This is a genomic window from Streptacidiphilus sp. EB129 (genome assembly GCF_041262645.1).
Classification (GTDB): domain Bacteria; phylum Actinomycetota; class Actinomycetes; order Streptomycetales; family Streptomycetaceae; genus Streptacidiphilus.
In genome coordinates this window covers 47,394-73,645 of sequence record NZ_JBGCCS010000028.1, presented here as the reverse complement: position 1 = coordinate 73,645, position 26,252 = coordinate 47,394, and the positions used below count along the sequence as shown (strand labels likewise).

21 protein-coding genes and 1 pseudogene are annotated in these 26,252 nt (G+C 71.5%); 8 read left to right on the top strand and 14 right to left on the bottom strand.

Features of this window, described 5'->3' with window-relative positions; genetic code table 11:
• Positions 1-7: 7 nt before the first annotated feature.
• The gene (locus ABH925_RS27895; RefSeq protein ID WP_370152040.1) at positions 8-2,371 is read right to left on the bottom strand and encodes an ATP-binding domain-containing protein; all 2,364 of its coding nucleotides are present in this window, start codon (positions 2,369-2,371) and stop codon (positions 8-10) included.
• A 202-nt stretch (positions 2,372-2,573) separates the two neighbouring features.
• Here ABH925_RS27895 and ABH925_RS27890 point away from each other — a divergent pair, with 202 nt between their 5' ends.
• A complete protein-coding gene (locus ABH925_RS27890) occupies positions 2,574-3,077 on the top strand; it encodes a hypothetical protein (protein WP_370152036.1) in 504 nt (167 codons plus the stop codon).
• A gap of 566 nt (positions 3,078-3,643) precedes the next feature.
• Here ABH925_RS27890 and ABH925_RS27885 read toward each other — a convergent pair.
• Both ABH925_RS27885 and ABH925_RS27880 read right to left on the bottom strand, forming a co-directional pair.
• Positions 3,644-3,862, bottom strand: a pseudogene (locus ABH925_RS27885) (alpha/beta hydrolase-fold protein); the annotation flags it as partial.
• Positions 3,859-4,392: a YcxB family protein gene (locus ABH925_RS27880; protein WP_370152034.1), complete on the bottom strand. Its 534-nt coding sequence runs from the start codon at positions 4,390-4,392 to the stop codon at positions 3,859-3,861. The gene ABH925_RS27880 and the pseudogene ABH925_RS27885, both read right to left, overlap by 4 nt.
• A gap of 148 nt (positions 4,393-4,540) precedes the next feature.
• Between ABH925_RS27880 and ABH925_RS27875 the strand changes: the two genes are divergently transcribed.
• From ABH925_RS27875 to ABH925_RS27865, 3 genes are all read left to right on the top strand, one after another.
• The gene (locus ABH925_RS27875; RefSeq protein ID WP_370152031.1) at positions 4,541-5,119 is read left to right on the top strand and encodes a LysR family transcriptional regulator; all 579 of its coding nucleotides are present in this window, start codon (positions 4,541-4,543) and stop codon (positions 5,117-5,119) included.
• Positions 5,120-5,513: 394 nt separating this feature from the next.
• On the top strand, positions 5,514-6,785 hold the full coding sequence (locus ABH925_RS27870; RefSeq protein ID WP_370152110.1) for a family 2 encapsulin nanocompartment cargo protein terpene cyclase: 1,272 nt from the start codon (positions 5,514-5,516) through the stop codon (positions 6,783-6,785).
• An 18-nt stretch (positions 6,786-6,803) separates the two neighbouring features.
• On the top strand, positions 6,804-7,712 hold the full coding sequence (locus tag ABH925_RS27865; protein ID WP_370152030.1) for a geranyl diphosphate 2-C-methyltransferase: 909 nt from the start codon (positions 6,804-6,806) through the stop codon (positions 7,710-7,712).
• A gap of 105 nt (positions 7,713-7,817) precedes the next feature.
• Here ABH925_RS27865 and pip read toward each other — a convergent pair whose 3' ends face one another.
• Both pip and ABH925_RS27855 read right to left on the bottom strand, forming a co-directional pair.
• Entirely contained in the window at positions 7,818-8,777 is a 960-nt protein-coding gene (gene pip, locus ABH925_RS27860; RefSeq protein ID WP_370152028.1) for a prolyl aminopeptidase, read from the bottom strand.
• Between the two features lie 96 nt (positions 8,778-8,873).
• Positions 8,874-9,974 (bottom strand): metallophosphoesterase, encoded by a 1,101-nt coding sequence (locus tag ABH925_RS27855; protein ID WP_370152107.1) that lies wholly within the window; start codon positions 9,972-9,974, stop codon positions 8,874-8,876.
• Positions 9,975-10,386: 412 nt separating this feature from the next.
• Between ABH925_RS27855 and ABH925_RS27850 the strand changes: the two genes are divergently transcribed.
• Both ABH925_RS27850 and ABH925_RS27845 read left to right on the top strand, forming a co-directional pair.
• A complete protein-coding gene (locus ABH925_RS27850) occupies positions 10,387-11,226 on the top strand; it encodes a helix-turn-helix transcriptional regulator (protein WP_370152026.1) in 840 nt (279 codons plus the stop codon).
• 139 nt (positions 11,227-11,365) lie between these two features.
• The gene (locus tag ABH925_RS27845) at positions 11,366-12,094 is read left to right on the top strand and encodes a trans-aconitate 2-methyltransferase (protein WP_370152023.1); all 729 of its coding nucleotides are present in this window, start codon (positions 11,366-11,368) and stop codon (positions 12,092-12,094) included.
• Between the two features lie 197 nt (positions 12,095-12,291).
• Here the strand turns inward: ABH925_RS27845 and ABH925_RS27840 are convergent, their stop codons facing one another.
• The 7 genes from ABH925_RS27840 to ABH925_RS27810 form a co-directional block, all read right to left on the bottom strand.
• The gene (locus tag ABH925_RS27840; protein ID WP_370152021.1) at positions 12,292-13,620 is read right to left on the bottom strand and encodes a lipase family protein; all 1,329 of its coding nucleotides are present in this window, start codon (positions 13,618-13,620) and stop codon (positions 12,292-12,294) included.
• A 199-nt stretch (positions 13,621-13,819) separates the two neighbouring features.
• Positions 13,820-14,638 carry a hypothetical protein gene (locus tag ABH925_RS27835; RefSeq protein ID WP_370152018.1) on the bottom strand — a complete coding sequence of 273 codons (819 nt, stop codon included), beginning with the start codon at positions 14,636-14,638 and terminating at the stop codon, positions 13,820-13,822.
• An 83-nt stretch (positions 14,639-14,721) separates the two neighbouring features.
• Complete coding sequence (locus ABH925_RS27830) at positions 14,722-15,687, bottom strand: hypothetical protein (protein ID WP_370152015.1); 966 nt, start codon at positions 15,685-15,687, stop codon at positions 14,722-14,724.
• A gap of 102 nt (positions 15,688-15,789) precedes the next feature.
• Positions 15,790-16,113 (bottom strand): WXG100 family type VII secretion target, encoded by a 324-nt coding sequence (locus ABH925_RS27825; RefSeq protein ID WP_370152012.1) that lies wholly within the window; start codon positions 16,111-16,113, stop codon positions 15,790-15,792.
• A 130-nt stretch (positions 16,114-16,243) separates the two neighbouring features.
• Entirely contained in the window at positions 16,244-17,044 is an 801-nt protein-coding gene (locus ABH925_RS27820; RefSeq protein WP_370152009.1) for a trans-aconitate 2-methyltransferase, read from the bottom strand.
• 166 nt (positions 17,045-17,210) lie between these two features.
• Complete coding sequence (locus tag ABH925_RS27815; protein WP_370152006.1) at positions 17,211-19,859, bottom strand: FtsX-like permease family protein; 2,649 nt, start codon at positions 19,857-19,859, stop codon at positions 17,211-17,213.
• Positions 19,856-20,722 (bottom strand): ABC transporter ATP-binding protein, encoded by an 867-nt coding sequence (locus tag ABH925_RS27810; RefSeq protein ID WP_370152004.1) that lies wholly within the window; start codon positions 20,720-20,722, stop codon positions 19,856-19,858. The genes ABH925_RS27815 and ABH925_RS27810 overlap by 4 nt, the downstream gene beginning before the upstream one ends.
• A gap of 289 nt (positions 20,723-21,011) precedes the next feature.
• Here ABH925_RS27810 and ABH925_RS27805 point away from each other — a divergent pair, with 289 nt between their 5' ends.
• Both ABH925_RS27805 and ABH925_RS27800 read left to right on the top strand, forming a co-directional pair.
• Positions 21,012-21,134 (top strand): hypothetical protein, encoded by a 123-nt coding sequence (locus ABH925_RS27805; RefSeq protein ID WP_370152002.1) that lies wholly within the window; start codon positions 21,012-21,014, stop codon positions 21,132-21,134.
• Positions 21,135-21,301: 167 nt separating this feature from the next.
• Positions 21,302-22,711 (top strand): ricin-type beta-trefoil lectin domain protein, encoded by a 1,410-nt coding sequence (locus tag ABH925_RS27800; RefSeq protein ID WP_370152000.1) that lies wholly within the window; start codon positions 21,302-21,304, stop codon positions 22,709-22,711.
• A gap of 17 nt (positions 22,712-22,728) precedes the next feature.
• Here the strand turns inward: ABH925_RS27800 and ABH925_RS27795 are convergent, their stop codons facing one another.
• Complete coding sequence (locus tag ABH925_RS27795) at positions 22,729-24,018, bottom strand: YhgE/Pip domain-containing protein (protein WP_370151997.1); 1,290 nt, start codon at positions 24,016-24,018, stop codon at positions 22,729-22,731.
• A 238-nt stretch (positions 24,019-24,256) separates the two neighbouring features.
• The gene (locus ABH925_RS27790; protein ID WP_370151996.1) at positions 24,257-26,239 is read right to left on the bottom strand and encodes a potassium transporter Kup; all 1,983 of its coding nucleotides are present in this window, start codon (positions 26,237-26,239) and stop codon (positions 24,257-24,259) included.
• Between the last annotated feature and the right edge of the window lie 13 nt (positions 26,240-26,252).

Genomic DNA, 26,252 nt, shown 5'->3' with positions numbered 1-26,252 from the left:
TTCCCGGTCAGCGGGCGTCCAGGCCCTCCAGCATCTCCGGCAACTCCCGGCTGTGAAGCACGCCGAGGCTCTTCGTCGCGCGCGTCAGCGCGACATAGAGGTCGTTCACGCCGTGGCGGTGCGCCGCGAGGATCTCCGTCGGCTCCAGGACCAGGACCGCGTCGAACTCAAGTCCCTTGGCCTGGGCGGCCGTCATCAGGACGACCGGCGAGTCCAGTGCCGAGGGACCGTCGGCGACCGTGACGCCGTCCAACTCGGCCAGCTCGTCGATGAGTTCGACCGGGAAGGCCGGGGCGTGAAGGATCGCCATCCGGCCGCCGTCCAGCGCCGCGACCTCCTTCTCGACAGCGGCGCGCAGCGCCGGTCCGCGGTGGTCCTCGGGGATCCGCAGGCTCCACGGACGGGTCCCGCCGCTGCGTACCGCGGTGGGGGCGGCCAGTGCCGGGTCGAGCGCCCGCAGGACCCCCTCGGTGACCCGCATGATCTCGGCCGCGGTCCGGTAGTTGACGGTGAGTTCCACCGTGCGCCAGCGTCCCGCCGTGTACTCGTCGAGTGCCTCACCCCAGGAGCTCAGCCCGGCCGCCGCGCCGGTCTGCGCCAGGTCGCCCACGATCGTCATGGACCGGCCGGGGCAGCGGCGGGTCAGCAGCCGCCAGGCCATGGGCGACAGCTCCTGCGCCTCGTCCACGATCACGTGCCCGAAGCCCCAGGTCCGGTCCTCGGCCGCGCGCTCGGCCAGGGACCGGTAGGCCTTCTCGCCGCGGTACTGGCGCGCCAGCATCTCGGCGTCCATCTCGACCAGGCCCACGCCGAAGTCGTCGAGGACGAGCTTCGCGAACTCCCGTTCCTCGGCCTCGGCGGCGGCTTCGGCCCGGAGGGACGATGTGCTGTCGGGAAGCGGGCCGAGCAGTTCGGCGGCCTCGTCGAGCAGTGGAACGTCGGCGGTGGTCCAGGCAGTGGTCCAGGCGGTGGCCTCCGGGCTCTGGTCCGGGTTCGGGTCCGGCTTCGGGTGTGCGCGCAGCAGGGCGGCGCGTTCGGCCTCGGAGAACTCCGGCATGGCGGTGGCCAGCAGCTCCGGGGAGCCGTACAGGGTGGCGAGCAACTGCTCCGGGCTCAGCTGCGGCCACAGCTTCTCGGCCAGGGTCTGGAAGTCGGGCTCGTCCACGAGCGCGTCGGCGAGGTTCGCCACGTCGTCCAGGTCCATGCTCGGACCCTGGCCCGTGGCGCGCCGGTCCCTGGCGATCCGCAGGGCCAGCTCCGAGGAGAGCTGCTCGACCAGGGCGGGTCGGGCCGCGTTGTGCGGTTCACCGGTCCTGTGCGCGGCGGCGTGGGCCCGCTCGCAGAGGGCCCGGCCGATCGTGAGCTCCTCGTGGTGGGCCGACCTTCTGCCCACGGTGATGGTCCACGACTCCTCCGGCAGTTGCCGGAGGCCGTCCAGGGCGGCGGCGAGGACCCGCGCCATCCGTGCGTCGCCCTTGACGGCGGCCGCCTCGGGCGTCTCCGTGTCGGTCGCGGTCACGCCCGGGTAGAGCGCGCCGATGCTGCTCAGCACGACCTCGCTCTCGCCGAGCGCGGGGAGTACCTGGTCGATGTAGCGCAGGAAGGTCGTGTTCGGCCCGATGACCAGCACACCGCGCCGGGCCAGCCGGTCCCGGTGGGTGTAGAGCAGGTACGCGGCGCGGTGCAGGGCGACCACGGTCTTGCCGGTCCCCGGACCGCCCTGGACGACCAGCACGCCGCCGAGCTCGGAGCGGATGATCCGGTCCTGCTCGGCCTGGATGGTGGAGACGATGTCGCCCATCCGCCCGGTCCGGGCCGCGGTGAGTGAGGCGAGCAGCGCGGTCTCGCCACTGAGCTCGGAGCTGTCCCGGCCCGCCAGGGCGTTCAGGCTGAAGGCGTCGTCGTCGAAGTCGACGATGGTCCGCCCCTTGCTGCGCAGGTGCCGTCGCGCCGAGACACCGCCGGGCGCGGCGGGCGTCGCCCGGTAGAACGGCTCCGCGGCCGAGGCCCGCCAGTCGGTGAGCAGCGGCTCGTGGTCGTCGTCCGCCAGGGCGATCCGGCCGATGTACTGTCGCCCACCGTCGGAGCTCTCGATCCGGCCGAAGCAGAGCCCGTACTCGGCGGCATACAGTTCCGACAGCCGGCGGGTGTGGTGGATCTCCAGCGTGTCGCGCTCCATCCGGGACTGGAGCGTTCCGCCCCTGTCCTGGAGATGGATCTCGCGCAGCCGGGCCTTCGCGAGTTCGCGCTGGGTTTCCAGGCGCTCGTACAGCTTGCCTACGTACTCGTTCTCGGCCCGGAGCTCTGCGGCCCGCCAGCTGTCATCGACAACTGCGTTGAGTTCGGACGAGGACGATGATGTGGGGACCAAGGCTGACTCTCATTTCGGTCGATTCCGGCCTCGGTCGATGATTGTGCGGCACGACCCGGGCCTTGCCGCAAGCCCCCGGGTGCACTATAGATTAGAAGTGGAGAGGAGCGGGTACTCCCCTTTCCTGGCCACCGGCTGACGCGAGTGGGGCACGGAAGAAATTCCGCGGGCGCACGGCCTTCCGCGGTGCAGGATGGACGCCATGTGCGCTCACTTCGACCGCCCCGAGCCCCGTTGGGTCCTGCCGGGCGAGTATCCCCTGTGGGACCAGGCTCTCGCCCTGCTCAACCGGGACCTGGCGGTGACCCTTCCCGAGCAGCGGCCCCTGCAACTGCTGGCCCTTCCGCCGTACGCCGCCGACGAGTTGGAGAACGTCCACGTCGCACTGGCCAACGGTGAGTGGGACGGCAACTGCCTGTTCCCGGACTCGGCGGACGACCCTGCCCAGGCACTGGCGGTCGTGGCCGACGCCGCGCAGGAGACCGTCGTCGAGCGGCTGTGGCAGGCGTGGCCGTGTTGCCCGGAGCATGACCTGGGGATGCATCCACGGGAGGACGCCGACGGGCGGCTCTGCTGGTGGTGCGCGGGGGACCGGTCGCGTCGCGGCCCGGCGCACCTACGAGCGGCCGTGGGCGCACTCGACACGCTCGTCCGCCCACGTCGCCCCAACCGCAAGAGGCGGCCGGGGAGTTCGAGCGGGGACTGAGATGGGACGGGACCGCGGGACCCGGAGGCCGGGTCCCGCGGTGTGGTGGCGGGGTCAGCTCGACGCGGCGAACGAGGCCTGGAGCCGGGGAATGTAGTCGGCGAGGGCCGGGGCCCAGCAGCCGTAGTCGTGTCCGCCGTCGCAGGTAGGGGGGAGCGTCGATCCGCTGCCGTAGTCGACGACGCGGCTGGGGATCCCGAGCTGGTCCAGGCCGGCCTTGACGTTGGCGGTGGCGATCTCGGTGTAGTGGTCGATCGGCCCTGGTTGCCGGTGTAGAGCGCGATGTCGGTGCCGGTGAGCCTGGCCAGGTTCACCGAGGCGGCGGGGTTGACCTCGTTCCAGACGTGGTCCGCACCGAACACCGGGTACGGGGAGCCGAAGATCGCGTCACTGTCGACATAGGCGCCGTAGCCGGTGCACTGGCCGGTACCGGAGGTGCTCACCGCGCACCACGCGCCGGTGAGGTTGAGTTCGGTGGCCAGGACGGCGGCACGGATCTCCGCCATGCCGAAGTCGATGCCGCCGGACAGGGACGCGACATGGCCGAACAGGTCGGGACGTGCCTCGGCGTAGTGCAGCGCCCCGTAGCCGCCCATCGACAGGCCGACGACGGCCCGGTGGTTCCGGTCGGCGACGGTACGCAGGTTGGCGTCGATGAAGGGGACGACCTCGTTGAAGTGGAAGGTCTCCCAGTTCGCCGCGCCCAGGGCGGTGTTCTGTATCTGCCAGTCGGCGTACCAGCCCTTCAGGCCGCCGCCCTGACCCTGCGGCGAACCCGGGTTCACACGATGCGACGGGTGCGTTGACCGGTGGCCCTCGGTCCGGTGGCCGCTGGTCGGCCGTGTGCCGAGTCGGCGGCACGGGCGGCGAGGAAGGCGGAGAACGCGGCCAGCTGGTCCGGTGTGAAGGCGCGCTTGGGGACGATGTTCGCCATCCGGGGAGCCCGGTAGAGCAGGAAGCAGGCGCTGGTCTCCTCGGCCCGTACGATCGCCGCCCAGGTGATCTCGCCACGTTCGAGATCGTTCTCGAAGGTGCAGTGCGTCTCGGTGAGGGTCACTCGGGTGGGCCTGCACACGCGCGCTGCCTGCTTCCTCACGTTCGCACCCGTGCGGACGGTGAGCAGGAAGACGTAGAACACCGCCCCGGCGAGAAAGACGCTCCCCAGGATGGTCGCGTCCAACGCCAGGAGCAGGGCGCCGACGACGAAGGTGACCGCGGTTGCCGTCCACAGCACCCTGCGCGGCCGGCGGGTCATGGCGAGGACGGCGCGTCTGAACTCGTCCATGCTGAGTTCGTAGGACAGGGCGAGGTTCACGCGTGTCCCTTCCGGATCCGATCGAGTGAGGAAGCGGCATCCTCGCAGCAGCCGGGCGGGCGGATCAAGGCCGGCGGGGACGGTCCGCCGGCACCCTCGATGCCTGCCGTAGGGTGGGGAAGCCCCTGTTCACGATCCGGTCGAGGCCATGGAACTTCGTCAGTTGCGGTACTTCGTGGTGGTGGCGGAGGAGTTGCACTTTGGCCGCGCGGCTGCACGGCTGATGATCGTGCAGTCGGCCGTCAGCCAGCAGATCGGGCGCCTGGAGCGCGAGTTGGGCGTCACGCTGTTCGACCGCTCGTCCCGCAGGGTGCGGCTGACCGAGGCGGGAACCGCCTTCCTGCCCGGCGCCCGTGAGGTGCTGGCGGCCGAGCGGCGAGCCCGGTCCGCGATCGGCGACTTCGTCACCACCCGCGAGGCCGTGCTGCGTGTCGGCACCAGCGGGGGGATGGGCGAGCGGTTGGAGCGGGTACTGGAGGCTCTGGAGCGCACGGCCCCCGGCACCCGGGTGGAGCTGGCGTCGGCGGCGCCGGGGGAGCGGCTGCGACGGGTCGCGGAACGGGAGTGGGACGCGGCCTTCGTGCGCGGGGTGCTGGAGGCGCCGGACGGGGTGCGGCTGATCCCGGTGTGGCAGGAGGAGTTGGTGGTGGCACTCTCCGCCCGGCACCCCTGGCCGACGCCGGCGACGTCGAGCTCAACCAACTCGCCGAGCTTCCGCTCTATCTGACGGATCGTCGGAGCAACCCGCCGCTGGTCGACCTGGTCATGGGTGCCTGCCGTGACGCCGGGTTCCAGCCCGTGTCCGGCCCTCCGCACAGTTCCCTGCAGGACACCCTGGCCGCGCTGGGTGCGGGGGCCGCCGGCTGGACGGTGCTGTACGCGGTGCACGCCCGCGAGTTGCGTGCCGGCAGGGGTGAGCGGAGCCGGCAGCCCACTTTTCGAAGGGCATTCGAAAGCATCTGTCATTCCTTGCGGATACGTGTGCGAAAGGCACGGCAATAGCGGAGCGCCGAGGGGAGCCCTCGGTGAAAGTGCGCCGCCCTTGTGCGCGGATGCGCTGCGTCGATGGGGATTGCGGGCCGCGCTCGTGGTCAAGATTCCTGGGTGAGTAGTCAACTCCGCTGCCTCCCAGGCAGATCGAAGCCACCGGGCCTCCCGGTCCGCCTCAGTACGTACAAGGAGTGGTCAATGCCCCAGGCCGGGTTCGCCGTCGAAGTACGGTTGCGGTTGCCAGCCCTGGTGCCCCGCCGCGGTCGAGAGGCCGCAGCGGTGCAGTCGTGAACACCACCGCGATGGAGCGGATTCTGCGCGGCCCGAGCGGTCTTGGTACGTCGAGCCTGTTCCCGCTCCGGTCCGACGAGCCGGGCGAGGCAGGAGACGCACCGGGCGGGGCAGATGAGGGGACGCCCGGGGCGGGAGAGCCGATTCCGGGCCTGTACCACCACCCGGTGCCCGATCCCGACCCCGAGCGGGTGGCCGAGGTGGGCGGCCGGATCAAGCAGTGGGCAGTCGAGGAGGTCCAGCTCTTCCCACCGGAATGGGAGGACCAGTTCGACGGTTTCGACCTCGGCCGCTACATGGTCGCCTGCCACCCCGAAGCCCCCACCGTCGACCACCTGATGATCGCCACCCGGCTCATGGCGGCCGAGAACGCGCTGGACGACTGCTACTGCGAGGACCACGGGGGCTCGCCGGTCGGCCTCGGTGGACGGCTCCTGCTGGCGCACACCGCCCTCGACCCGCTGCACACCACCCACGAGTACCGGCCGGACTGGGAGGCATCGCTGCACGCGGACGCCCCCCGGCGCGCCTACCGCTCCGCCATGCAGTACTTCACCCAGGCCGCCACCCCCTCGCAGGCGGACCGTTACCGGCACGACATGGCCCGCCTGCACCTGGGATACCTCGCCGAGGCGGCCTGGGCCGAGACGGACCACCTCCCCGAGGTGTGGGAGTACCTGGCGATGCGCCAGTTCAACAACTTCCGCCCCTGTCCCACCATCACCGACACCGTCGACGGATACGAACTCCCCGCCGATCTCCACGCCCTGCCCGCCATGCAGCAGGTCATCGCGCTGGGATCCAACGCGACCACCATCGTCAACGACCTGTACTCGTACACCAAGGAGCTCGCCGCCCCCGGCCGGCATCTGAACCTGCCAGTGGTGATCGCGGAGCGCGAGGAGTGCACCGACCGTGAGGCGTACCTGAAGGCGGTCGAGGTCCACAACGAACTCATGCACGCGTTCGAGGCCGCCGCAGTTGCCGTGGCCGCCGCCCACCCCGTACCACCAGTGGTCCGCTTCCTGCGCGGCATGGCCGCCTGGGTCGACGGCAACCACCACTGGCACTGCACCAACACCTACCGCTACAGCCTGCCCGATTTCTGGTAGCCGAGGAGCTGACCGACCATGACCACAACGGACTTCACCCCCACGACGAACACCGCCACGACCACCGCGACGAACTCCGCCACCGCCATCCCCGGCCCCGCGACGCCGTACCAGGACGACATCGCCCGCTACTGGGACCAGGAGGCCCGCCCGGTCAACCTGCGCCTGGGCGACGTGGACGGCCTCTACCACCACCACTACGGCATCGGCGACGTCGACCGCGCCGCGATCGCCGCGTCCGGCGACGGTGATCGCGAGAAGCAGGTGATCGCCGAGTTGCACCGACTGGAGTCCGCGCAGGCCGACCTGTTGCTGGATCACCTGGGCCATGTCCCGCGCGACGCCACGCTGGTGGACGCCGGCTGCGGCCGCGGCGGCTCCATGATCATGGCCCACCAGCGGTTCGGGTGCCGGGTCGAAGGCCTCACCCTCTCGGCCAAGCAGGCCGACTTCGCCAACCAGCGCGCCCACCGGGCCGGCATCGACCAGTCCGTCCGCGCCCGGGTCTGCAACATGCTGGACATGCCCTTCGAGACCGGGCAGGCGGCGGCCTCGTGGAACAACGAGTCCAGCATGTACGTGGACCTGCACGACCTGTTCGCCGAGCACTCCCGGGTCCTGGAGGTCGGCGGCCGGTACGTGACCATCACCGGCTGCTGGAACCCCGTCTACGGGCAGCCGTCCAAGTGGGTGTCGCTGATCAACGCGCACTTCGAGTGCAACATCCACTCCCGCAGGGAGTACCTGCGGGCCATGGCCGACAACCGCCTCGTGCCGCAGACCATCATCGACCTCACCCCGGCGACCCTGCCCTACTGGGAGCTGCGGGCCACCTCCTCGCTGGTCACCGGCATTGAGGAGGCGTTCCTGAACTCGTACCGGGACGGCTCCTTCCAGTACCTGCTGATCGCCGCCGACCGGGTCTGACCGGCGCTTCGGACGGTGGCCCCGCAGCGGTGCGGGGCCACCACCCCCGGCCGGGGCTGACCGGTGCGGTCCACGCGGCGCCCGGCACCGCCACGCCGCCGAGGATCAGCGGTTCTTGAACTCCTCGATGGCCGTCCGGACCACCTGCGCCAGCGCGTCGCTTCCGGCGTGACCGGAGTCCTCGATGATGTGGAGCCGCGCGTCCGGCCAGGCCTTCGCCAGCTCCCACGCCGTCTGCACCGGGCTGCCCATGTCGTGCCGGCCGTGCACCAGCACCCCCGGGATCCCGGCCAGCCTGTGGGCGTTGCGCAGCAGTTGGTCCTCCTCCAGCCAGGCGCCGTTGCTGAAGAAGTGGGCGCAGATCCGCACGAACGCGATCTGCTCGTCGACCTCGCGATCGCTGTACATGCCGGGCACACCGTTGGGCTCGTTGGAGATGACCGCGTCCTCCCAGGTGAGCCAGTCGGCAGCGGCCTTCTCCCGGATCGCCCGCTCGGGGTTCTCCATCAGCCGCGCGTAGGCCGCGAGCAGGTCGCCGTCCCGCTCGTCCTCGGGGACGCCGTCGCGGAACCGGTCCCACGCCTCGGGCTGGAACCGCCCGGCGCCGCGGTAGAGCCAGTCGACCTCGGCGTGCCTGGTCGTCGTCACCGCCGGGATGACCATCTCGCTGACCCGCTCGGGGTGCTGCTGCGCATAGGCCAGGACGAGCGTCGAGCCCCAGGAGGCGCCGTTCAGCAACCACCGTTCGATGCCCAGGTGTTCGCGCAGCCGCTCCATGTCGTCGATCAGGTGCTGGGTGGTGTTCAGGCTCATGTCCGCCGCCGGGTCGCTGCCGTGCGGGGTGCTGCGACCGCAGTTGCGCTGGTCGAAGCGGATGACGCGGTAGCGCTCGGGGTCCCAGGCCCTGGTCGGCCGCCGCGGCGCGCCCGACCCCGGGCCGCCGTGGACGTTCAGGGCAGGCTTGCCTTCAGGGTTGCCGAGCTGCTCGTAGTAGATGCGGTTGCCGTCTCCGGTGTCGAGGTATCCAGTGTCGTAAGGGTCCGTCGGAGGGTAGAGATCAACCATAACCGTCGATGCTACGGGAGAGTGCGCAAGCGAACTCCGCAACGGGCAACTCCGGTTCGCCGCCCATGATGGGGAGTTGGGCCGCGCTGGGCCGAGTTACGCCGACCGCAGGGTGAGCAGGGTGATCTCGCTCGGTGCGAAGATCCGGAAGGGCGGCCCCCAGAAGCCGGTGCCCCGGCTGGTGTAGAGCTGGGTCCGTTCTCCGTGCCGGCTCAGGCCGTGCACGACCGGCTGATCGATCCGGACGAGGAAGTTGAACGGCCAGATCTGCCCGCCGTGGGTGTGCCCGGAGACCTGCAGGTCGATCCCGGCGCCGGCGGCCTGTCCGACGTACTTGGGCTGGTGCGCGACGAGGAGGACCGGCAGGTCCGGGTCCGCCCCGGCCAGCGCGCCGTCCAGGTTCGCCCGGTGTCCGGCCAGCCCGGAGGAAGCCGCGGTCACGTCGTCCACCCCTGCCAGCACGAGGCTGTCCCCGCCCCGCTCGACCACCAGGTGGCGGTTGTGCAGCGGCTCCCATCCCAGCTCGCCCATGTGGTCGAGCCATCCCTGGGCTTCGCCGAAGTACTCGTGGTTCCCGGTGACGTACACCTTCGCCAGCCGTGACCGCATCGTGCCGAGCGGCGCGGCCTGCCCCCGGCGCTGGTCCAGGGTGCCGTCGGCGATGTCGCCGGCGTGACAGACGACGTCGGCGTCGAGTTCGTTGACCGCCTCGGCGACCCTGGCCGACCACCGGGCCCGGTCGATCGGGCCGTAGTGGGTGTCGGCCAGCACGACGACCCGGGTGCCGTCCAGGCCGCGGCCCAGCCGGGGGACGGTGACGTCCAGCCGTTTCACCCGGGGCAGGCGCATGGCCTCGTTGTGCCCCCAGACCAGCAGGCCGGTCGCGATCACGGCGACGGCGAGGGCCACGATCCGGGACCGGGCCGGGTCGCCGACGCCGAACGCGATCAGCACCAGCCGCAGCAGGCCGCCCAGCGCCGACCAGGCGAACAGCACCCAGACCACCCCGAGGGTGGTGTCCGCGATGCGTGCCGCCCGGTCCTGCCGCCTGCGCCCGTGCCCCATGACCATCAGCACCGGGAAGGCGAGCAGGGCCCCGGCGAAGAGGACCGTGCCGACCAGGACCACCGGCAACGGCCAGTCGGTGGTGGCGGCGAACAGCGTCCACCAGGGCAGGAAGAACAGCGAGACGAGCACGGCGAGGACGACGAACCCGCCCAGCCACCGCCGCAGGGCCCGCCCGGCGCCCCCGCCGTTCGTCCCCCCGCCGTTCGCCACCGGTGCCGCCCCGGCGCCGGCCGTGGTGCCGGCCGGAACGCCGGCCGGGGACTCTTCGGCCGGGGGCCGGAGCACCGCGGTTTCCGTACCTCGGGCCTTCCGTGCGACCGGCTCCGACCCGTGGGATTCGTTGTCTGTCACTGCGCTGCCCCTCACATCCGCTGCCCTGCCGACTTCCATCATCGGGCACCCGCAGCGGGGCGCCGCACCCGCACCGGAGACAGGACGCGCCGAACCACGGAACGCCAGACCGTGGATACCCGGCTCGGAGCCACCGATAGTGGATCCCGGGCACCGGGACCGGTGCCGCAGCCTGAAAGGAGCGAGGGTCATGGACAGCGACGAGCTCGGGCACTTCCTGCGTACCCGACGCGATGCGTTGCACCCCGAGGACGTCGGCCTGCCGGTGCGTGCCCGCCGGCGCACCGCCGGTCTGCGCCGTGAGGACGTGGCCGAGCTGTCCGGCATGTCCGCCGACTACTACGCCCGCCTGGAGCGCGGGGCCGGCCCGCAGCCGTCCCCGCAGATGGCGGCCGCACTGGCGCGCGGGCTCAGACTGTCCCTGGACGAGCGCGACCACCTGTTCCGGCTCGCCGGGCACGGCGCGCCCGAGCGGGCGCTGCGGTCGCAGCACATCAGCCCCGGGTTGATGCGCGTCCTCGACCGGCTCGACGACACCCCGGCGCAGATCATGGGCCCGCTCGGCGAGACCCTCGCACAGACCAGGCTCGCGACCGCGCTGCTCGGTGACGAGACGCACTTCACCGGCCCCGCCAGAAGCGCCGTGCACCGCTGGTTCACCGACCCCGCCGCCCGCCGCCTCTACCCGGCCGAGGACCACGCCCACCACGGCCGCGTCCACGTCGCCCTGCTGCGCACCGTCCTGGCCCAGCACGGCCCGCAGTCGGCCGCCGCGCGCCTGGCCCAGAACCTGACCGGCCTGAGCGAGGAGTTCACCGAACTGTGGCAGGAGCACCAGGTCGGGCTGAGCTATACCGACCGCAAGCGGTTCCTCCATCCCGAGGTCGGCCCCCTGGAGTTGTACTGCCAGTTCCTGCTCGACCCCGACCGGACCCACTCCCTGCTGATCTTCACCGCCACCCCCGGCAGCGAGAGCCACGAGAAACTCGCCCTGCTCGCCACCCTCGGCACCCAGCAGTTCGCGCAGTGACGCACCACCGCCGGGTGCAACCGACCAGAGGTCGGCGTGCTCGCCCTCGGCGCCCGGCGCGGCGAAAAGACCAGGCAAGGACGGCGCCGCTCGTGTCAGGATGCTCGGCATGTCTGGTCGTGCACTGAGCTTCGGAGCGATGGCGGAAGCATACGAACGGTTCCGGCCGGGGTATCCCGTGGAACTCTTCGACATGGTGCTGGCGTACGCGGGTCGTCCGGTTCGGACCGCCCTGGAGATCGGCGCCGGGACGGGCAAGGCAACCCGCCTGCTCGCTCAGTCGGGGGCCACGGTCACTGCGACCGATCCTGATCGGGCGATGCTCGACGAACTGCGCAAGCACGTGTCGGCGAACGTCAGGACGGTGCATGCCGCGTTCGAGGAGGTGCGACCGGGCGAGAGGTACGGGCTGGTGTATGCGGCAGCCGCGCTGCACTGGACGAACCCGGAGGGTCGGTGGTCACGCGTGGCCGCGCTGCTGGAGCCAGGTGGTGTGTTCGCCTCGTTCGGCGGGCCGGTCCGGCTGGCCGACCCGGCCGTGGAGGAAGCTGTTCGCGCGGCACGGGCGCCGTTCCTGGAGAGCGACGAGATCCCCTCCCCGGACGGGACGCCGGCGGAGCAGGACATGCAGTGGCCGGGTACCGAGCTGCAACGATCCGACTGGTTCACCGACGTTCAACAGTCGGTGCTCGAACGGCGTTTGACGATGAGTGCCCGTGACTTCCTCGGTCATCTCTCGACCATCTCGGCCTATCTGGTCCTGCCGGCCGTGGAGCGGGACCAGGTGTTCCGCCGGATCGGGGAGGTTCTGCCGGAGACGGTCGAGCTCGCCGCCGACATCACCGTCCACCTCGCACGCACTGTGTGACGCCCCCGGCGCCCCGTGCCGGCAACGACGGGGGTGCTGCTCCGGTCCCGGCGGCACGGGTGGGGCGGCACGGGTGGGGCGTCGCCGTGACAGCGCCGCCCCGGTTCTCGCCGCGCGGGCCTGCTGCGTCGTCCAGGGCAGCGGCCGTACCGTCCGCGCCTGACCAGCAGTCACCCCCCCGAGATCCCAGCCACCCGTCAGGACGGGGGAACGGCCTGCTCCGGCGCGAGCGAGTTGCCTGCCGGGATGTGTCCGCAGTTGGACGGGGCCTGCTTGCCCGCGAACCGGTCGTTGAGCCAGGACGCCGCCTTGAGCGCCCAGGCCGGCGCCGTTCCGATGTGGCTGAGCAGGTTGTACTGCTCGTAGGTGATCGCGCTGTCGCCGGTGGCGCAGTACTGGTTGGCCAGCGCGCGCACGTCGCCGGCGACCATGACGCCGTCGCCGGTGCCGATGCCGGGCGGGTTGGCGAAAGTTCCCTCCAGCACGCCTCCGTTACCCTGGGCGAGGTAGCCGGGGACGGTCGGGGTGGGGGCCGAGCCCAGGTTGATCCTGTTCACCGCCTCGACGAACGCGGTCGCCGAGTCGGGGTTGGCGTACTGCGGCTTCGCTATCTTCTGCCAGGTCAGGCCGGGGTAGTGGCCGAGTGCGTCGAGGAGCGAGCCGTGCTGCAGTCCGTTGTAGATCTGGACGCCGTAGCTGTTCATGTACGGCGTCAGATCGATGCCGTACGAGCGGGAGACCCCGATGAGCGCCATCGGGATGACGCCGGACCAGACCAGGGAGCCGTTGACGTACTTGAGGTTGTGCGCCGGGTCGACCAGCACCCCGCCCTCGGCGAAGCCGACGAGCTTCCTGTTGACGTCGGGCGCGTAGCTCGGGGCGAGCGCCGCCGCCCAGTCGGTGGCGATGGAGCCGCCGGAGTAGCCCATCAGGCCGAACCTGGTCCCGCCGTCCATGCCGGTCAACGGGGAGTTGATCGCGGCCCGGATCGAGTCCAGGGTGTTGGTGGCGTACTCCGGTCCGGCCGCGAAGTCCGCCGACTGGCCCTCGGTGTCCGGGATGACGAGGTTGTAGCCCTGCAGCAACAGCGCCGAGAGCGCCACGGATTCGAAGTTGGCGATCGTGCCGCCCAGGGTCACGTCGCCGGCGATGGCCCGGGACGGTCCGTCCTGCGGGTTCAGGGAGTCGTAGAACGACTGGTAGGACACGGCCTTGGTGTGGTTGCCGGTGATGCTGCGCACCACCGAGGTCACGTTGGCGGCCGGTCGGCCAAGGGCGTCGGTGGTGCGGTAGAGCAGCTGGATCGCGGTGACCGGAGTGGCGATGCCCTCGATGTGGTACTGCAGCGTCCGCGTCTTGAGCACGGTGCCGGGGGCGAGGGAGGAGAGCGGTGCGCTGCCGTTGTAGCTGTAGAACGCATCGCCCGTGGTGCTGCCTGCCGCCACGGCCGCGGCGCACGGGGCGGCGGTCACCGCCATGGCGGTGACGGCGACGATGGCCAGTCGTCGAACGGATCTTCTGTTCATGGCTCCCCCGAAGGCGTGAGGCGGGTCACACTCCTGACTGACGAGTAAGTTACCGACAGGTAAAACATTCGTACAGAGTGATGACAATGCATCGTGTGGGGACTTTGTGAAGGCTGGGCACGGCAGGGGAGGGGCGTCACCGGACCGGCGGGGGGCATGCCGGCCGGCTGGACCATGGGCGGGTGGTGCGGGCCTGCAGCTAGGACTGGAGGCCGAGTTGGAGCGCTGCGAGCACCGAGGTGTCCGACGGGGCGGACCAGGAGTGCGAGGGGTGCTGGGACGAGACGGCCAGCTCGGCCACCGTTGTGCCGGTGAGGGCCAGGTACTGGTGCAGCGTGATGGTGCCGCCGCCGGGCTGCGGGATGGTGACGACTGCGGCGAGGTCCTGGGTGCCGCTGCTGGTCAGCTTCACCTTCGCCCCGGACGCGCTGCTGCCGCAGGCGTTGAGTTCCTGCTGGAGCCCCTGGTACAGCGACCAGGAGAGCTGCGCTGCCGCACTGCTGGTGCCGGGGAAGCGGATGACGGTCTGCTGGCCCTGCCAGTCGCCGCCGCTGCTGTTGCCGGTGCCGAACTGGGCCTGAGCGGCGGGCCCGTGCCAGTCGGAGAGGTCGTTGGAGGGGTCGCGGGTCGCGTGGCAGAGCCGCTCGAACGCGAACGTCGGGTTGCTGACGCCCTGTGCGATGCCGGCCGGGGCGGTCCAGTGGTAGTCCGGGTCCAGCGGAATGCTGCGGGCCGCCATCCAGACGGAAGCCGGAAGCCCGGTGGCCCGCCCCCCGGCGGGGCCGGGGGACGCGGCGGCTGAGGTCGGGGAGGGCGAGTCGGTGGTGGTGGACGTGCTCACTCCCGGCTGCGCGGTGCTCGATGCCGGCAGGCTCGGTGAGCCGCTGGGGCCCGCCGAAGCCGCCGCCGAACCCGACTGGCTGGTGGTGGGACCGCAGCCGGTCAGCGAGCCGAGCGCGATCAGTGCCACGGCGGCTGTGGCTGCGGCAGCGCAGGTGCGGGGGAGGGAACGCGGCACGGAGTCGACTCTTCCTCGTCTGGTGGGGTTCGGGGGGTTCGGGGATGGGTGGTCTCCGTGCCGCGCCGCGGCAGTCCGTGCTCTCAGTACCCGCGCGGACGCCGACCGGGGTCGGCCTGCTGGACGTTCGAAGCGAGGTTCGAGCCGTCAGCGGAGACGTGATAGCGGGACATGATGTAGTTCATGGACGCGCAGCAGTTGGACACCGGGTCGTAGATGTCGGTCGAGGTGCCCGGCTGGTGATAGGCCGCGAAAGTGCTGGGGATGCACTGCCAGCCACCGCGGGAACAGTCGGCGGGTGCGCCGTCCGGCATCAGCGCTCCATGGGCGTTGACGTCGGTCGTATTGACCTGGTACATCGGCGAGTTGTATGCGGACTCGCGGGACGCGATGGTGAGCATGCCGCGCATCCAGTTCGCCCGCGCGGTCGGATCGGTGATGCCCATCCTGTCCAGGGCCTCGTTGATGGACTGTTCACACGCCGCCTGGCCGCCCGGGTAGGAGCCCTTGCCGCCGAAGGTCACCTGCGAGACCGGGATCGCATGAGCGCTGCTCGTCGTCCCGTTCGGAGCCCCGCCGCTGCCGCCCGTGCTCCCGCCGCCGCTGGTCCCGCCGCCCCCGCTACCGCCCGTGCCGCCGCCACCGCCGCCCGTGCCGCCGCCGGTGGGGCCCTGGACGGGCTTCTCGGGTGGGGGTTTGGGCAACGAGGCCTTGATCTTCTCCTCCGTCGCCGCGTACTCGGCCTGCACGGCCTTGAGCTTCTCGGCGTCATCGGCGAGGCCCTTGACCAGCTTCTGCTGGTCCGAGTGCAGCCGCGCGGACTCGGCGGAGATCTGCTTGACGTCCTCAAGCACCTGGCCGGCGATCAGTACGCCGGGGAGGCCGAGCAGAGTGCTCGATTCGAGATCGAAGGCCGCGGCCTTCGCGATCGTGCCGGCGATCTGGCTGAGCTGCTTGTTGAGCTGCCCCATCTGGCTGCTGATCGACTGGAAGTCCTGCGAGATCACCGTGAGCTCGCCCAGCTCAACCTCGTACTCGTCGCTACTCATGCCGAGCCGAATCCCCCTGAATCGTCTGCTTGGTGGAGCTTGTGGAAGGCGCGGAGGGCATCGAGAACGTGCGGGTCGCGCCAGGTGTGTGCCGGGTCGGCATCAGTAGACGTCGGCCAAGCGGGTCACGGACTTGCTGAGCGCGGCGAGGTCGTCGGCCACGCCCTTGGTCTCCTTGACCCTGGCCTGCGCGTAGCTGATGAACGCGTCCGCGGCCGGGCCGCGCCAGGTGAGCTTCTCCACCGCCGCGGTGATGTTCCCGCTCAGTGTGTCCATCTGCTGGCTGAGTTCGCTCAGCTGCTTCGCGATCTTCTGCAGGTCGGCGTCGCTGCCGCCGAACATCTCGGTCAGCGCTGCGTGCGCGACCTCTGCGGGCGCCAGTACGGCGTCCTTTGCCACATTCAAGGCGTCTCCGAGCAGACCCACCGCTGTTCCTCCCCCGTGCAACTGCGATCAGCTGATCATACATAAGTTGATCTGCGCGTAGTCCCGCCCCCCATCGGGCTTGACCTGCGGATCCCATGATTGACTGACCGTCATATGGCCTTCACGCCGTTCACGGCCCGGGGCGGCGGCCCCAAGCGGTGATCATGCCCGGGGAGAGGTCGGCGAGGGCGGGCGAGGACAGATAGTCCAGCGCCGTGTCGAGCTCGCCGGGTTCCAGCGCGGAGCCGGATTCGAGCGCGTCGCGCATGCTGAGCCAGGTGCCCTTCCAGAAGGCGGTGACGGGCGCGTCGACGGTCAGCGGCGGCATCAGGACCTCCGCGCCGACCTCGACCAGCCCCAGATCGCGCAGCAGCTGCGGATAGCGGGTGACCCAGCCGATGTCCGTTCCGATCCGGTCGCGCAGCACCTGCCACATGGCCGCCATGGTCCGCCGGTAGGCGGCCTGCGATGAGCCCGGCGTGGTCAGGTCGACGGCGTCTCCGACCACCAGCCAGCCTCCGGGTGCCACCCAGTCGGCCAGGCGGGCCAGCACGTCGGCGTGGCTGCGCAGGTGCATGAGCACGAACCGGGAGTGGACCAGGTCGAACCGGCCCGGCGTCAGCGTCGGGTCGGTGAGGTCGGCGGCCATCGTGCGCAGCCGGCCGCCCGTGCGGGCGGTCACGAAACGCGGGTCACGGTCGAGGGCCACGACCTCGTCGACTCCGGCTTCGTCAACCAGCCAGCGGCTGATCGTCCCGGTTCCCGCGCCCACGTCGAGGCAGCGCCACCCCGGACCGACCCCCAGGGCCGTCAGCCGAGCGCGGGTCCCCGCGTCATAGGCCAGTGCGCCATAGTCGATGCGCGCTCCCTCCCCGGTGTGCTCGGGGGAGAAGAGGTCCGCACCGTAGCGCCCTTCGTCCGGCTCGTTCACGGGAACTCCTTACTGAAGGCGAAGGCGGTGTGCCGCTTGAAGGCATGCCGTCGACGAAGCCGTCACCAGCCCGCCGAACGGTCATCTCTGACCGTTCGGCGGTGTGATCCGACCCGGATGGCGGCTCGCGACCTGTTCCCGCAGGTCCGCACCGCCGCGCCGGCGGTCACTGCTTGCCCGCGCCGGCCTCTATGGGACGGATGCGCAGCAGCACGCGGCCCGGCAGCGCGGTGGCGGCCACGGCGAGCCCGACCACCGCGACGGCCAGCGGCACGGCAGTGCCGACCGGGATGTACGGTGCGGCGCCGGCGATGCCGCGGGCGACCGGGACCAGGGTGGTCCAGGCGATCGCGCCGCCCAGCAGCAGGCCGGTGGTGGCCACCAGCAGCGCCTCCCAGCGGAGCATCCCGCGCACCTGGCGGCGCGTGGTGCCCGCCAGCCGCAGCAGGCCCACCTCCCGGCGGCGATCCAGCACGGTCATCATCAGGGTGTTGGCCGAGGCGATGGCGGCGAAGCCGCCCAGCACCGCCGCCATCACGGTGTTGGACCAGCTGTTGATCTCCTGGTCGTGGTCGGTCTGCGCACCGAAGCCGGCGGCGTCGGTGACGGTCGGCGCGGGGGTGCCCAGTCGGCCCAGTGCGGCCGCCACCGCGCTCCGGTCGGCGCCCGGCGCATCGCTGACCAGCACCTGGCTGTCGAAGCCGGCCGAGACATGGCCGGCCAGTGCCGCCCTGGGCAGCAGTACCTGGCCCAGTCCGAGGCCGCGCCGGTAGAGGGCGACCACGGTGGGCCGTACCTGGGTGCCGTCGCCCAGCCAGAGCGGGACCCGGTCCCCGACCTTCACCTCCAGGGTGTCGGCCAGTTGGGTGTCGAGCGCGACCGTGCGCACCGCCGCCGACCCACCGTCAGCTGCCGAAGTGCCGTCGGCCGCGCCCTCCAGAGCGGCGAGCGAGCCGCTGCTCACCCCCAGGTCGAGCACCCGGGGCAGCTGTGCCGGGGTGCCCGACAGACCCAGCATGCTCGCGGAGCCCAGCGTGTTGCCGACCCGGTAGAGGGCCGTGCTGCGCAGTACCCCGACCGCCGCGTCCACGCCCGGTACGTGAGCAGCCTGCTCGGCGGTGCCGGCCGGCAGACCCGGACCGGCCGAACCGAGCACCTGGTCGGCGACGATGCCGTCGCGCACCTGCTGGGCGGAGACGTGGCTGAGGGTGGTCTGCAGAAAGAGCAGTGTGCCGCAGAACGCGGTGACCATGACGATCGGGGTGATCGCGGAGGCCAGCCGGCGGGCGTTGGCCCGGGTGTTGTCGGCGGCCAGCGAGCCGGCCGGACCCGCGCCGCCACTGCGCAGCGGCAGGCCGAGCAGGGTCGCGGCCAGGCGGGCCAGCAGCGGGCCGAGCAGCGCCACCGCCAGCAGGAAGCACATCACCACGCCGAGGGCGGTGTTCGCGGCGTCGGCGCCCGACAGGTGCGCGGCAACCGCGCTCAGCACCACGCCGCCGACCAGGGCCAGCGCACCGAGCACGGTCCGCACCGCCCCGGGGTGGACCCGCTCCACCGCGGCCTCGCCCAGCGCCTGGCTGGGACGCATGCGGGCCGGGCGGCGCGCTGCCAGGTAGCCGGCGCTCAGCGCGGCCAGCAGACCCGTGCCCACCGCGGCCAGCATCGGAATCGGCCCCACCGACAGCGCCAGCCCCGGTGGGACCGCGCCGCGCGACAGGAGCTGGCCGAGCCACCAGTGCGCCAGCGCCAGGCCGGGCAGCACGCCGACCGCCCCCGCGACCGGCGCCAGCAGCATCGCCTCGGTGGCGATGGTGCGCCGGATCTGCCGCGGAGTGGCGCCGATCGCGCGCAGCAGGGCGAACTCGCGCCCGCGCTGGCCGGCGGCGAGCGCGACGGTGCCCATCACGACGAAGATCGCGGTCATCGTGGCGATGCCCCCGAAGGAGCCGCCCAGCGCGGTGAGCATCACCCCGGCCGCACCGAGCAGGGGCTGCTCGACGCCGGCTCGCGCGTCCCCGGTCAGTACCTGCGGGCCGGGCCCGACGGCCTGGCGGACCTGCCGGGCCAGTTCCGCCGTGCTGACGCCGGCCCGCGGCTGGACGGCGATCGCATCGGCCCGGCCGGGGTGTCCGGAGAGTCGGCCCGCGACGTCGTCGGCGAACCAGGCGGTGCCGCCGGCGCCCTGTGCGGCCTGCTCCGACGTCAGACCTGAGACGCGGTAGGCGGTGGCGTCCCCGCCGGGTGCGGTCACGGTGATCCGGTCGCCGACCGCGAGGTGCCGGGCTTGTGCGGCGCGGGCGTCCAGTGCCACCTCGCCGGCACCGGGGGCTCGGCCCTCGGTGAGGACTGCGGTGCCGCTCGGGACCGTCGCGGCGGCAGCCGGGAAGGGGCGGCCGGTGAGGGCCGGCTGCGCGGTGGCGGGGCCGCCGGCCGGGGCCGAGGGGGCCGCGGCGGTTGACGAGCCGGCCGAGGAGAGCAGCAGCGGGAAGCCGAAGTCCGCCGCGGCGCGCGCGACGCCCGGTTCGGCGGCGATGCGCTGGGCCAGCGCGTCATCCACCCGGGCCTGCTCCGGCAGGGCGGCGGAATTCGTCTCGGAGTCCTTGCCGTTCCTGACGGAGATCCGGACGCTCTGGTCGGCGGCCACCACCACCGGGGTCTGCGCGTAGCGGACCGGCGCGAGGTGGGCGGTCAGTCCGGTCTGCAGCAGCGTGCCGCAGGCGGTGATGATCGAGGCCGCGAAGAGCAGCGCCACGAAGCTGCCGGCGAACGAGGCGGGGCGGAAGCGCACCGAGGCGCGCGCGAGTCCGTTGGTCACGATGCCACCGCCGCGTCGTGACCCGCCGTACCGTGGCCGGTGCCGCGGCCCGTACCGTAGCCCGGGCCGCGTCCGGCCGCGGTGGCAGCCGAGGTGAGCCGGACCATCCGGTCGGCCACGGTCTGCGGGTCGGGGCGCTCCAGGGCACCGGCCAGGGCGCCGTCGGCCAGGAAGAGCACCCGGTCGGCGTGCGAGGCGGCCACCGGGTCGTGGGTGACCATCACGATGGTGGCGCCCAGGGTGTCCACCGCCCTGCGCAGCAGCCCCAGCACCTCCTGCGCGGTGCGGGTGTCCAGGGCGCCGGTCGGCTCGTCGGCGAAGACCACTTCGGGCCGGGTGATCAGCGCCCGGGCGATGGCCACCCGCTGCTGCTGACCGCCGGAGAGCTGACCGGGCCGCCGGCCGCCGTGCTCACCCAGCCCGACCTGGCAGAGCAGTTCCTTGGCCCGCCGACGATCCTGGCGCCGGCCCGCGAGCCGCTGCGGCAGCAGCACGTTCTGCTGCACGGTCAGCGAGGGCAGCAGGTTGAAGGACTGGAAGACGAAGCCGATCCGGCTGCGGCGCAGCTCGGTCAGCCGGTTCTCGTTCAAGCGGGTGATCGCCTCCCCGCCCAGCAGCACCTCGCCCGAGGTGGGCCGGTCCAGGCCCGCCGCGCACTGCAGGAAGGTGCTCTTGCCGGACCCGGAGGGTCCCATCACCGCGGTGAAGCTGCCCCCGGGCAGCACCAGGTCGATACCCCGTAGCGCCTGCACCGCGCCCTCGCCGCGCCCGTACAGGCGCCGCACCCCCCGCAACTCGACCGCCGGCGGCTCGGTTTGCTGCTGCCACTGCTCGGCCTGCGGGTGTTTGGCACGCGGTCCCATGTGTTCCCCTCCAGCGCTGGTCATCAACGGTGTCCACGCTAGAAAGAGAAGGGGCGGAGCGGCCATGCCGGTACCCGGCCTCCCGGGAGTGGGGTTTACCCCCGGCTGCGGCCGGTGCCGGCCACCGTGCGTGGCTCCGGCGCTGCCGCATCATCCGCGCCTCGCACGGACAGGACGGCTCGCGCCCTTTCGGACGGGCGGGTTGTCCGGGAACCTGAGAGTCCGTCAGTCTCGTACGGACCTGGGGGATGTGATGCCGCAAGCTCCGCCAAGCAGGTCGGGTCACGCCATGGCTGTAGCCGTCGGCGTTCTCATCGTGATCATCATCCTCGGCTTCATCGCCTTCGTCGTCGTGGACAACCTGCAGCACGAGGGGTCCAGCTGCCCCGCCGCCTCCTGCGGCGGACCCTGACCGGAACCGACGGCATCGTGTTCGTCGAGGACGTCCCGGAGAGCCGGGCGGTGGTGTGAGAGGGGCGGCAGCAGGCGACCGGTCGGTTCCAGCCAGTAGGGGCGATGCCGCTGCCGGGACCGGACGGAGGGGCTCCCGTTCGCCACCAGGTGCTCTACCGTTGACATGTGAGCCTTTGGACTTCCCTGGAACCAGCGTCCGTGACCGTTGACGCGGGCAGCACCGCCACCGTGCGGTTACGACTGCGCAACACCGGTGACGTCGTCGACGAGTACCGGTTCGTACCGGTCGGCGAGCTCGCCCCGTACACCACCGTCGAGCCGCCGACCCTCCGGCTCTACCCGGGGACCACCGGGTCCGTCCAACTGACCTTCGCGCCGCCGCGTACCCCGGACGCGACCGCCGGGCCGAACCCCTACGCGGTGCAGATCATCCCCACCGAGCACCCCGGGGCGACCACCGTCCCTGAGGGCAATGTCACCATCACGCCGTTCACCGAGGTGCGGGCCGAACTCGTCCCGCACACCGTCAAGGGCCGCTTCCGGGGCAAGCCCAAGCTGGCCATCGACAACCTCGGCAACACCGGGCTCACCGCCTCCCTCGCCGGCAACGACAGCGGCGACCAGCTCGGGTACGAGATCCATCCCGCCAACGTCCAGATCGAACCCGGTCGCGCGGCCTTCGTCGACGCGCGGCTGAAGCCCCGCCAGATCATCTGGTTCGGCCGCAAGCAGAACCGGCCGTTCAGCGTGGCGGTGCGGCGCTCCGGTCACACCCCGCTCGCGGTGGACGGCATGTACATCCAGCGCGGGGTGCTGCCCCGCTGGCTCGCCACCGTGGTCAGCATCGGCCTGGCGCTGCTGACCGCCTTCCTCGTGCTCTGGTTCGGACACCGGCCGACGGTGGCCAGCGAGGCCACCGCACTCGTCGCGCAGCCGTCCCCGTCCGTGATCGCGCCCTCGGCACCCGTCTCGCTTCCCGGCTCGCCCCCGAGCCCCGCGGCGGGCCAGACCCAGGCTGCCGCGCCGCCCGCCCCCGCCGCGTCGGCCCCGCCCCGGACATCCGGGGGCGGGGGTGGCGGGGCGCCGGCTCCGCCCCCGCCGCACCCCGGGGGCGGCGGCGCACCGGCGACGACGCCTGCGGCACCGCCCAACCCGGCCGTCGAGATCGTGGGTCTGGCCTCGGGCCGGTGCATCACGGTGACCAACGGCGTGGCGCCGGGCGGCAAGGACGGCGAACCGCTGGAGTTGTGGGACTGCGGCAAGGCCGTCTGGCAGCAGTGGACCTTTGTGCTGGACGGGGCGCCGGACTACCGGGGGACCATCCATTCGCTGGGCCTGTGCATGGACGTGGCAGGGGCCTCGACGGCCGACGGAACCACCGTCCAGCTGGCGAACTGCAGCGGCGACCAGGCCCAGGTGTGGACGCTGAACACGCAGACGGGCGATCTGGTGAGCATCCTGGCCAACAAGTGCGTGGACGCGACGAACACCGGAACCGGCAACGGGACCAGGCTGCAGCTGTGGGACTGCAACGGCGGCGGCAACCAGAAGTGGCGCACCCAGGCGCTGTCCTGAACCCGGGGCGCTTCGGGTCAGGCGGGTTGCGGGGTCAGCCGGTGCAGTCCCCTGCGGTCGTAGTAGCGGGTCATCGCGAAGCCGAAGAGCAGGGCGGCGGCGGAGCCGATCGAGATCATGATCCAGGCGCGGCCGAGCCCCGCGTCGGCGCGGGCGTCGAAGTAGAGGATGGCGCGGACCCCTCCGCTGAGCTGGCGCATCGGCTCGAACACGGCCAGGAACCGGTAGAAGGAGGGAATGGCCTGCAACGGGATGGTCGCACCGGACGAGGGCAGACCCAGGACGATGAACACGAACATCGACACCAGCTGGCCGATCCCGCCGAAGGCGGCGTTGATCGCCTGGACGCCCAGGCCGACCGCGAGGCTGGCGCAGTACGAGTAGAACCAGAGCAGCGGCAGGTGCGACGCGTCCATCCCGAGAACGGCGATGGTGGCGAGCATGACCAGGGTGGTGGTGAGGACGGTGATGCCGGCGCTCATGGCCATCTTCAGCAGCAGCGTCTGGGTGCGGCTGATCGGCACCGTGGGGCGGCGGGTGTGCCAGGGGCCGATCTCGTTGTCGGCGTAGCCGAGGGCGGTGTCGACGCCGTTGCTGATGATGTTGCCGCCGAGGAAGCCGGCCAGCACCAGCAGCAGGGTGTAGTAGAACGCGCTCAGGCCCAGACCGCTGTGGTTGCCCAGGGGGTGTCCGACCTGGACGGTGACGGCGACCGGGTCCGCCAGCAGCAGGTGCGTGGTGCCGGTGGCCTGCGCGGTGGCGGGGGAGGCGGTCAACTGCCCGCCGATGGTCAGCGAGGCCTGGTGGGCGGTGTTCTGGGTGATCTGACTCGCCAGCGAGGAGCCGAGGCTGCCCACGCCGGGGTTGGTCAGCACCGTGATCACGGGCCGGGCCGCGGCGTTCGCCGTGGTGAGGGCCGCGACGGAAGCGGTGAAGTCGGCGGGGATCTCCAGCGCTCCGTAGACCTTGCCGGAGTCGAGCTCGTCACTTGCCTGACCGGCGGTCAGTACCCGCCACTCGACCGGGTTGCCCGCCGTCCGCGCGGAGGTGATGCCCTGGGTGACCTGCGCGCCGAGGTTCTGCTGCTGCCCGGGCAGCGGCCGGCCCCGGTCCGCGTCGACGACGGCGATCGGCAGCCGGTGCAGGTCGCTGCTCGGATTGAGGATGCCGCCCATGTAGAGCAGGGACAGCAGCAGCGCGAGCAGCCCGCTGATCACGGTGGGGAGGAGCCACAGCTTCGGACGCCGCAGCAGCGCGGACGCGTGGGCGGTGATGCGTGAGGAGCGTTGAGAGCTGGCGGAAGCCATGGTTCTCCATCGTGGCGATACCGCCCAGCGCGCTGTGCGGTGGCGCGCGCACGTCACGGGAGGGCGTCCTCGGCGTCGTGTGAGTGGGTACGGCGGTCGGTCCGCTGCCCAGCAGCTTGCCGGAGACACCGCCGCCGGAGCCGGCGGACCGGCTGCCGGCGACGGTTCCGAAGCGGAGAACCACACCGTCGGCTCAGCCGGCGCCGCCCCGCGGGCCCGGGCCGGCGGCTCTACCGCCTCAGACCGAGACCTGGGCGCCCATGATGACGCACCGGTCGCTGGGAAGCCCGAAGTAGACGACGGGGCTGCTCGCGTTGTTGGAGATCGCCAGGAAGAGTTTCTTGCGCCACTGCCGCATCCCCGGCGCGTCGGTCCTGATGATCGTCATCCGCGACAGGAAGTAGGACACCTCGTCCACCCGCAGCCCGTGGATCTCACCCGCGTCAGGATGCTGTGCGGCGAGCCGCAGCACCTCCGGGATGTTCGGCTGGTCCTGGAAGCCGAAGCGCGCGGTGAGGTGCGTGATGCCGTCGTCGCTGTGGCCGAGGTCGTCGAAGACGCACCGCTCCGCCTCGGGGATGGTGGGTACCCGTTCCACGACGACCGACAGGATGACCACGCTCTTGTGCAGCGTGTGGTTGTGCTCGACGTTGGCTCGCAGCGCCAGCGGGGTGGTCTCGATGTTGGCGTTGAGGAACACCGCGGTGCCGTCGACCCGGTGCACCGGCGGTTCCATCGCGTCGACCTTGTCGACGAACGCGCGCAACGGGCCTTCCAGCGCCGTCCGGTTCGGGGTGACGATCTGTCGGCCCCGCTGCCAGGTGATCAGGATCGTGAAGATCGTGAACGCGACCAGCAGCGGCAGCCAGCCGCCGTGGACCACCTTGGTCAGGTTCGCCGCGAAGAACGCGATCTCGGTCGTCAGGAACACGACCGCGCCGAGCGCGACCATCCAGATCGGCTTGCCCATCAGGTTGCGTGCCACGGCCAGGAAAAGGACGGTGTTGAGCACGAAGGTGGCGGTGACCGCGACGCCGTACGCGGAGGCGAGCGCCGCGGAGGAGCCGAAGCCCACCACCAGGGCCACGACCGCGCCGAACAGACCCCAGTTGATCGCGGGTGCGTACACCTGGCCGACCTCGTGCTTCGAGGTGTGGCGAATCGTCAGATGGGGCAGGAAGCCGAGCTGTACCGCCTGGCGGGTGACGCTGAACGCGCCGGAGATGACCGCCTGCGAGGCGATGACGGTGGCGACGGTCGCCAGCACCACCATCGGGATCTGCGCCCAGCCGGGCAGCATCAGGAAGAACGGATTCGTCACCGAGGCCGGCGAGCGCAGGATGAGAGAGCCCTGGCCGAGGTAGTTGAGCGTCAGTGACGGGAAGACCAGGTAGAACCAGGCCCGGTGGATCGGTGACCTGCCGAAGTGGCCCATGTCCGCGTAGAGCGCCTCCGCGCCGGTCACGGCCAGGACGACGGATGCCAGCGCCACGAAGGCGATCAGCCCGTGGTCCGTGATGAAGCGCAGACCGTAGACCGGCGAGAGGGCCCGGAAGATCGCGGGGTGCTTCGCGACCTCGATCCCTCCGGAGGCGGCCAGGATGAGGAACCACACCGCCATGACCGGGCCGAACAGGTTACCCACGAGATTGGTGCCGTAGCGCTGGATCGCGAAGAGCAGTACCAGCACCGCGATCGTCACCGGGACCACGAACGCGCTCATGCTCGGAGCCGCGACCTTCAGGCCTTCGACGGCGGACAGCACCGAGATCGCCGGCGTGATCATCCCGTCGCCGTAGAACAGCGACGCCCCGAATATCCCGAGCGCCACCAGGATCACCTTGGTGCGCGTGGAGGTGAAGGACAGCTTCTGGACCAGGGCGGTCAGCGCCATGATGCCGCCCTCGCCGCCGTTGTCGGCGCGCAGGATGAACGTCACGTACTTGACCGACACGATCAGCGTGATCGCCCAGAAGACCAGGGAGATGACCCCGTACACCTCGTCCGGCGCCGTGCCGACCGCGTTGTTGTCGGCAGTGAACACGGTCTGGATCGCGTACAGCGGACTGGTGCCGATGTCGCCGAAGACGACGCCCAGCGCGCCGAGCGTCAGGGCTGCGATTCCGGCGCGGTGGCGGTCGGGTCTGTTGCCGTCGGGCGCGCCGCCGGGTTCAGGGGCGGTCGGGCCGTCGGGCGCGCTCTTAGCGGTTTCTATACTCATGATGGACGAAGAT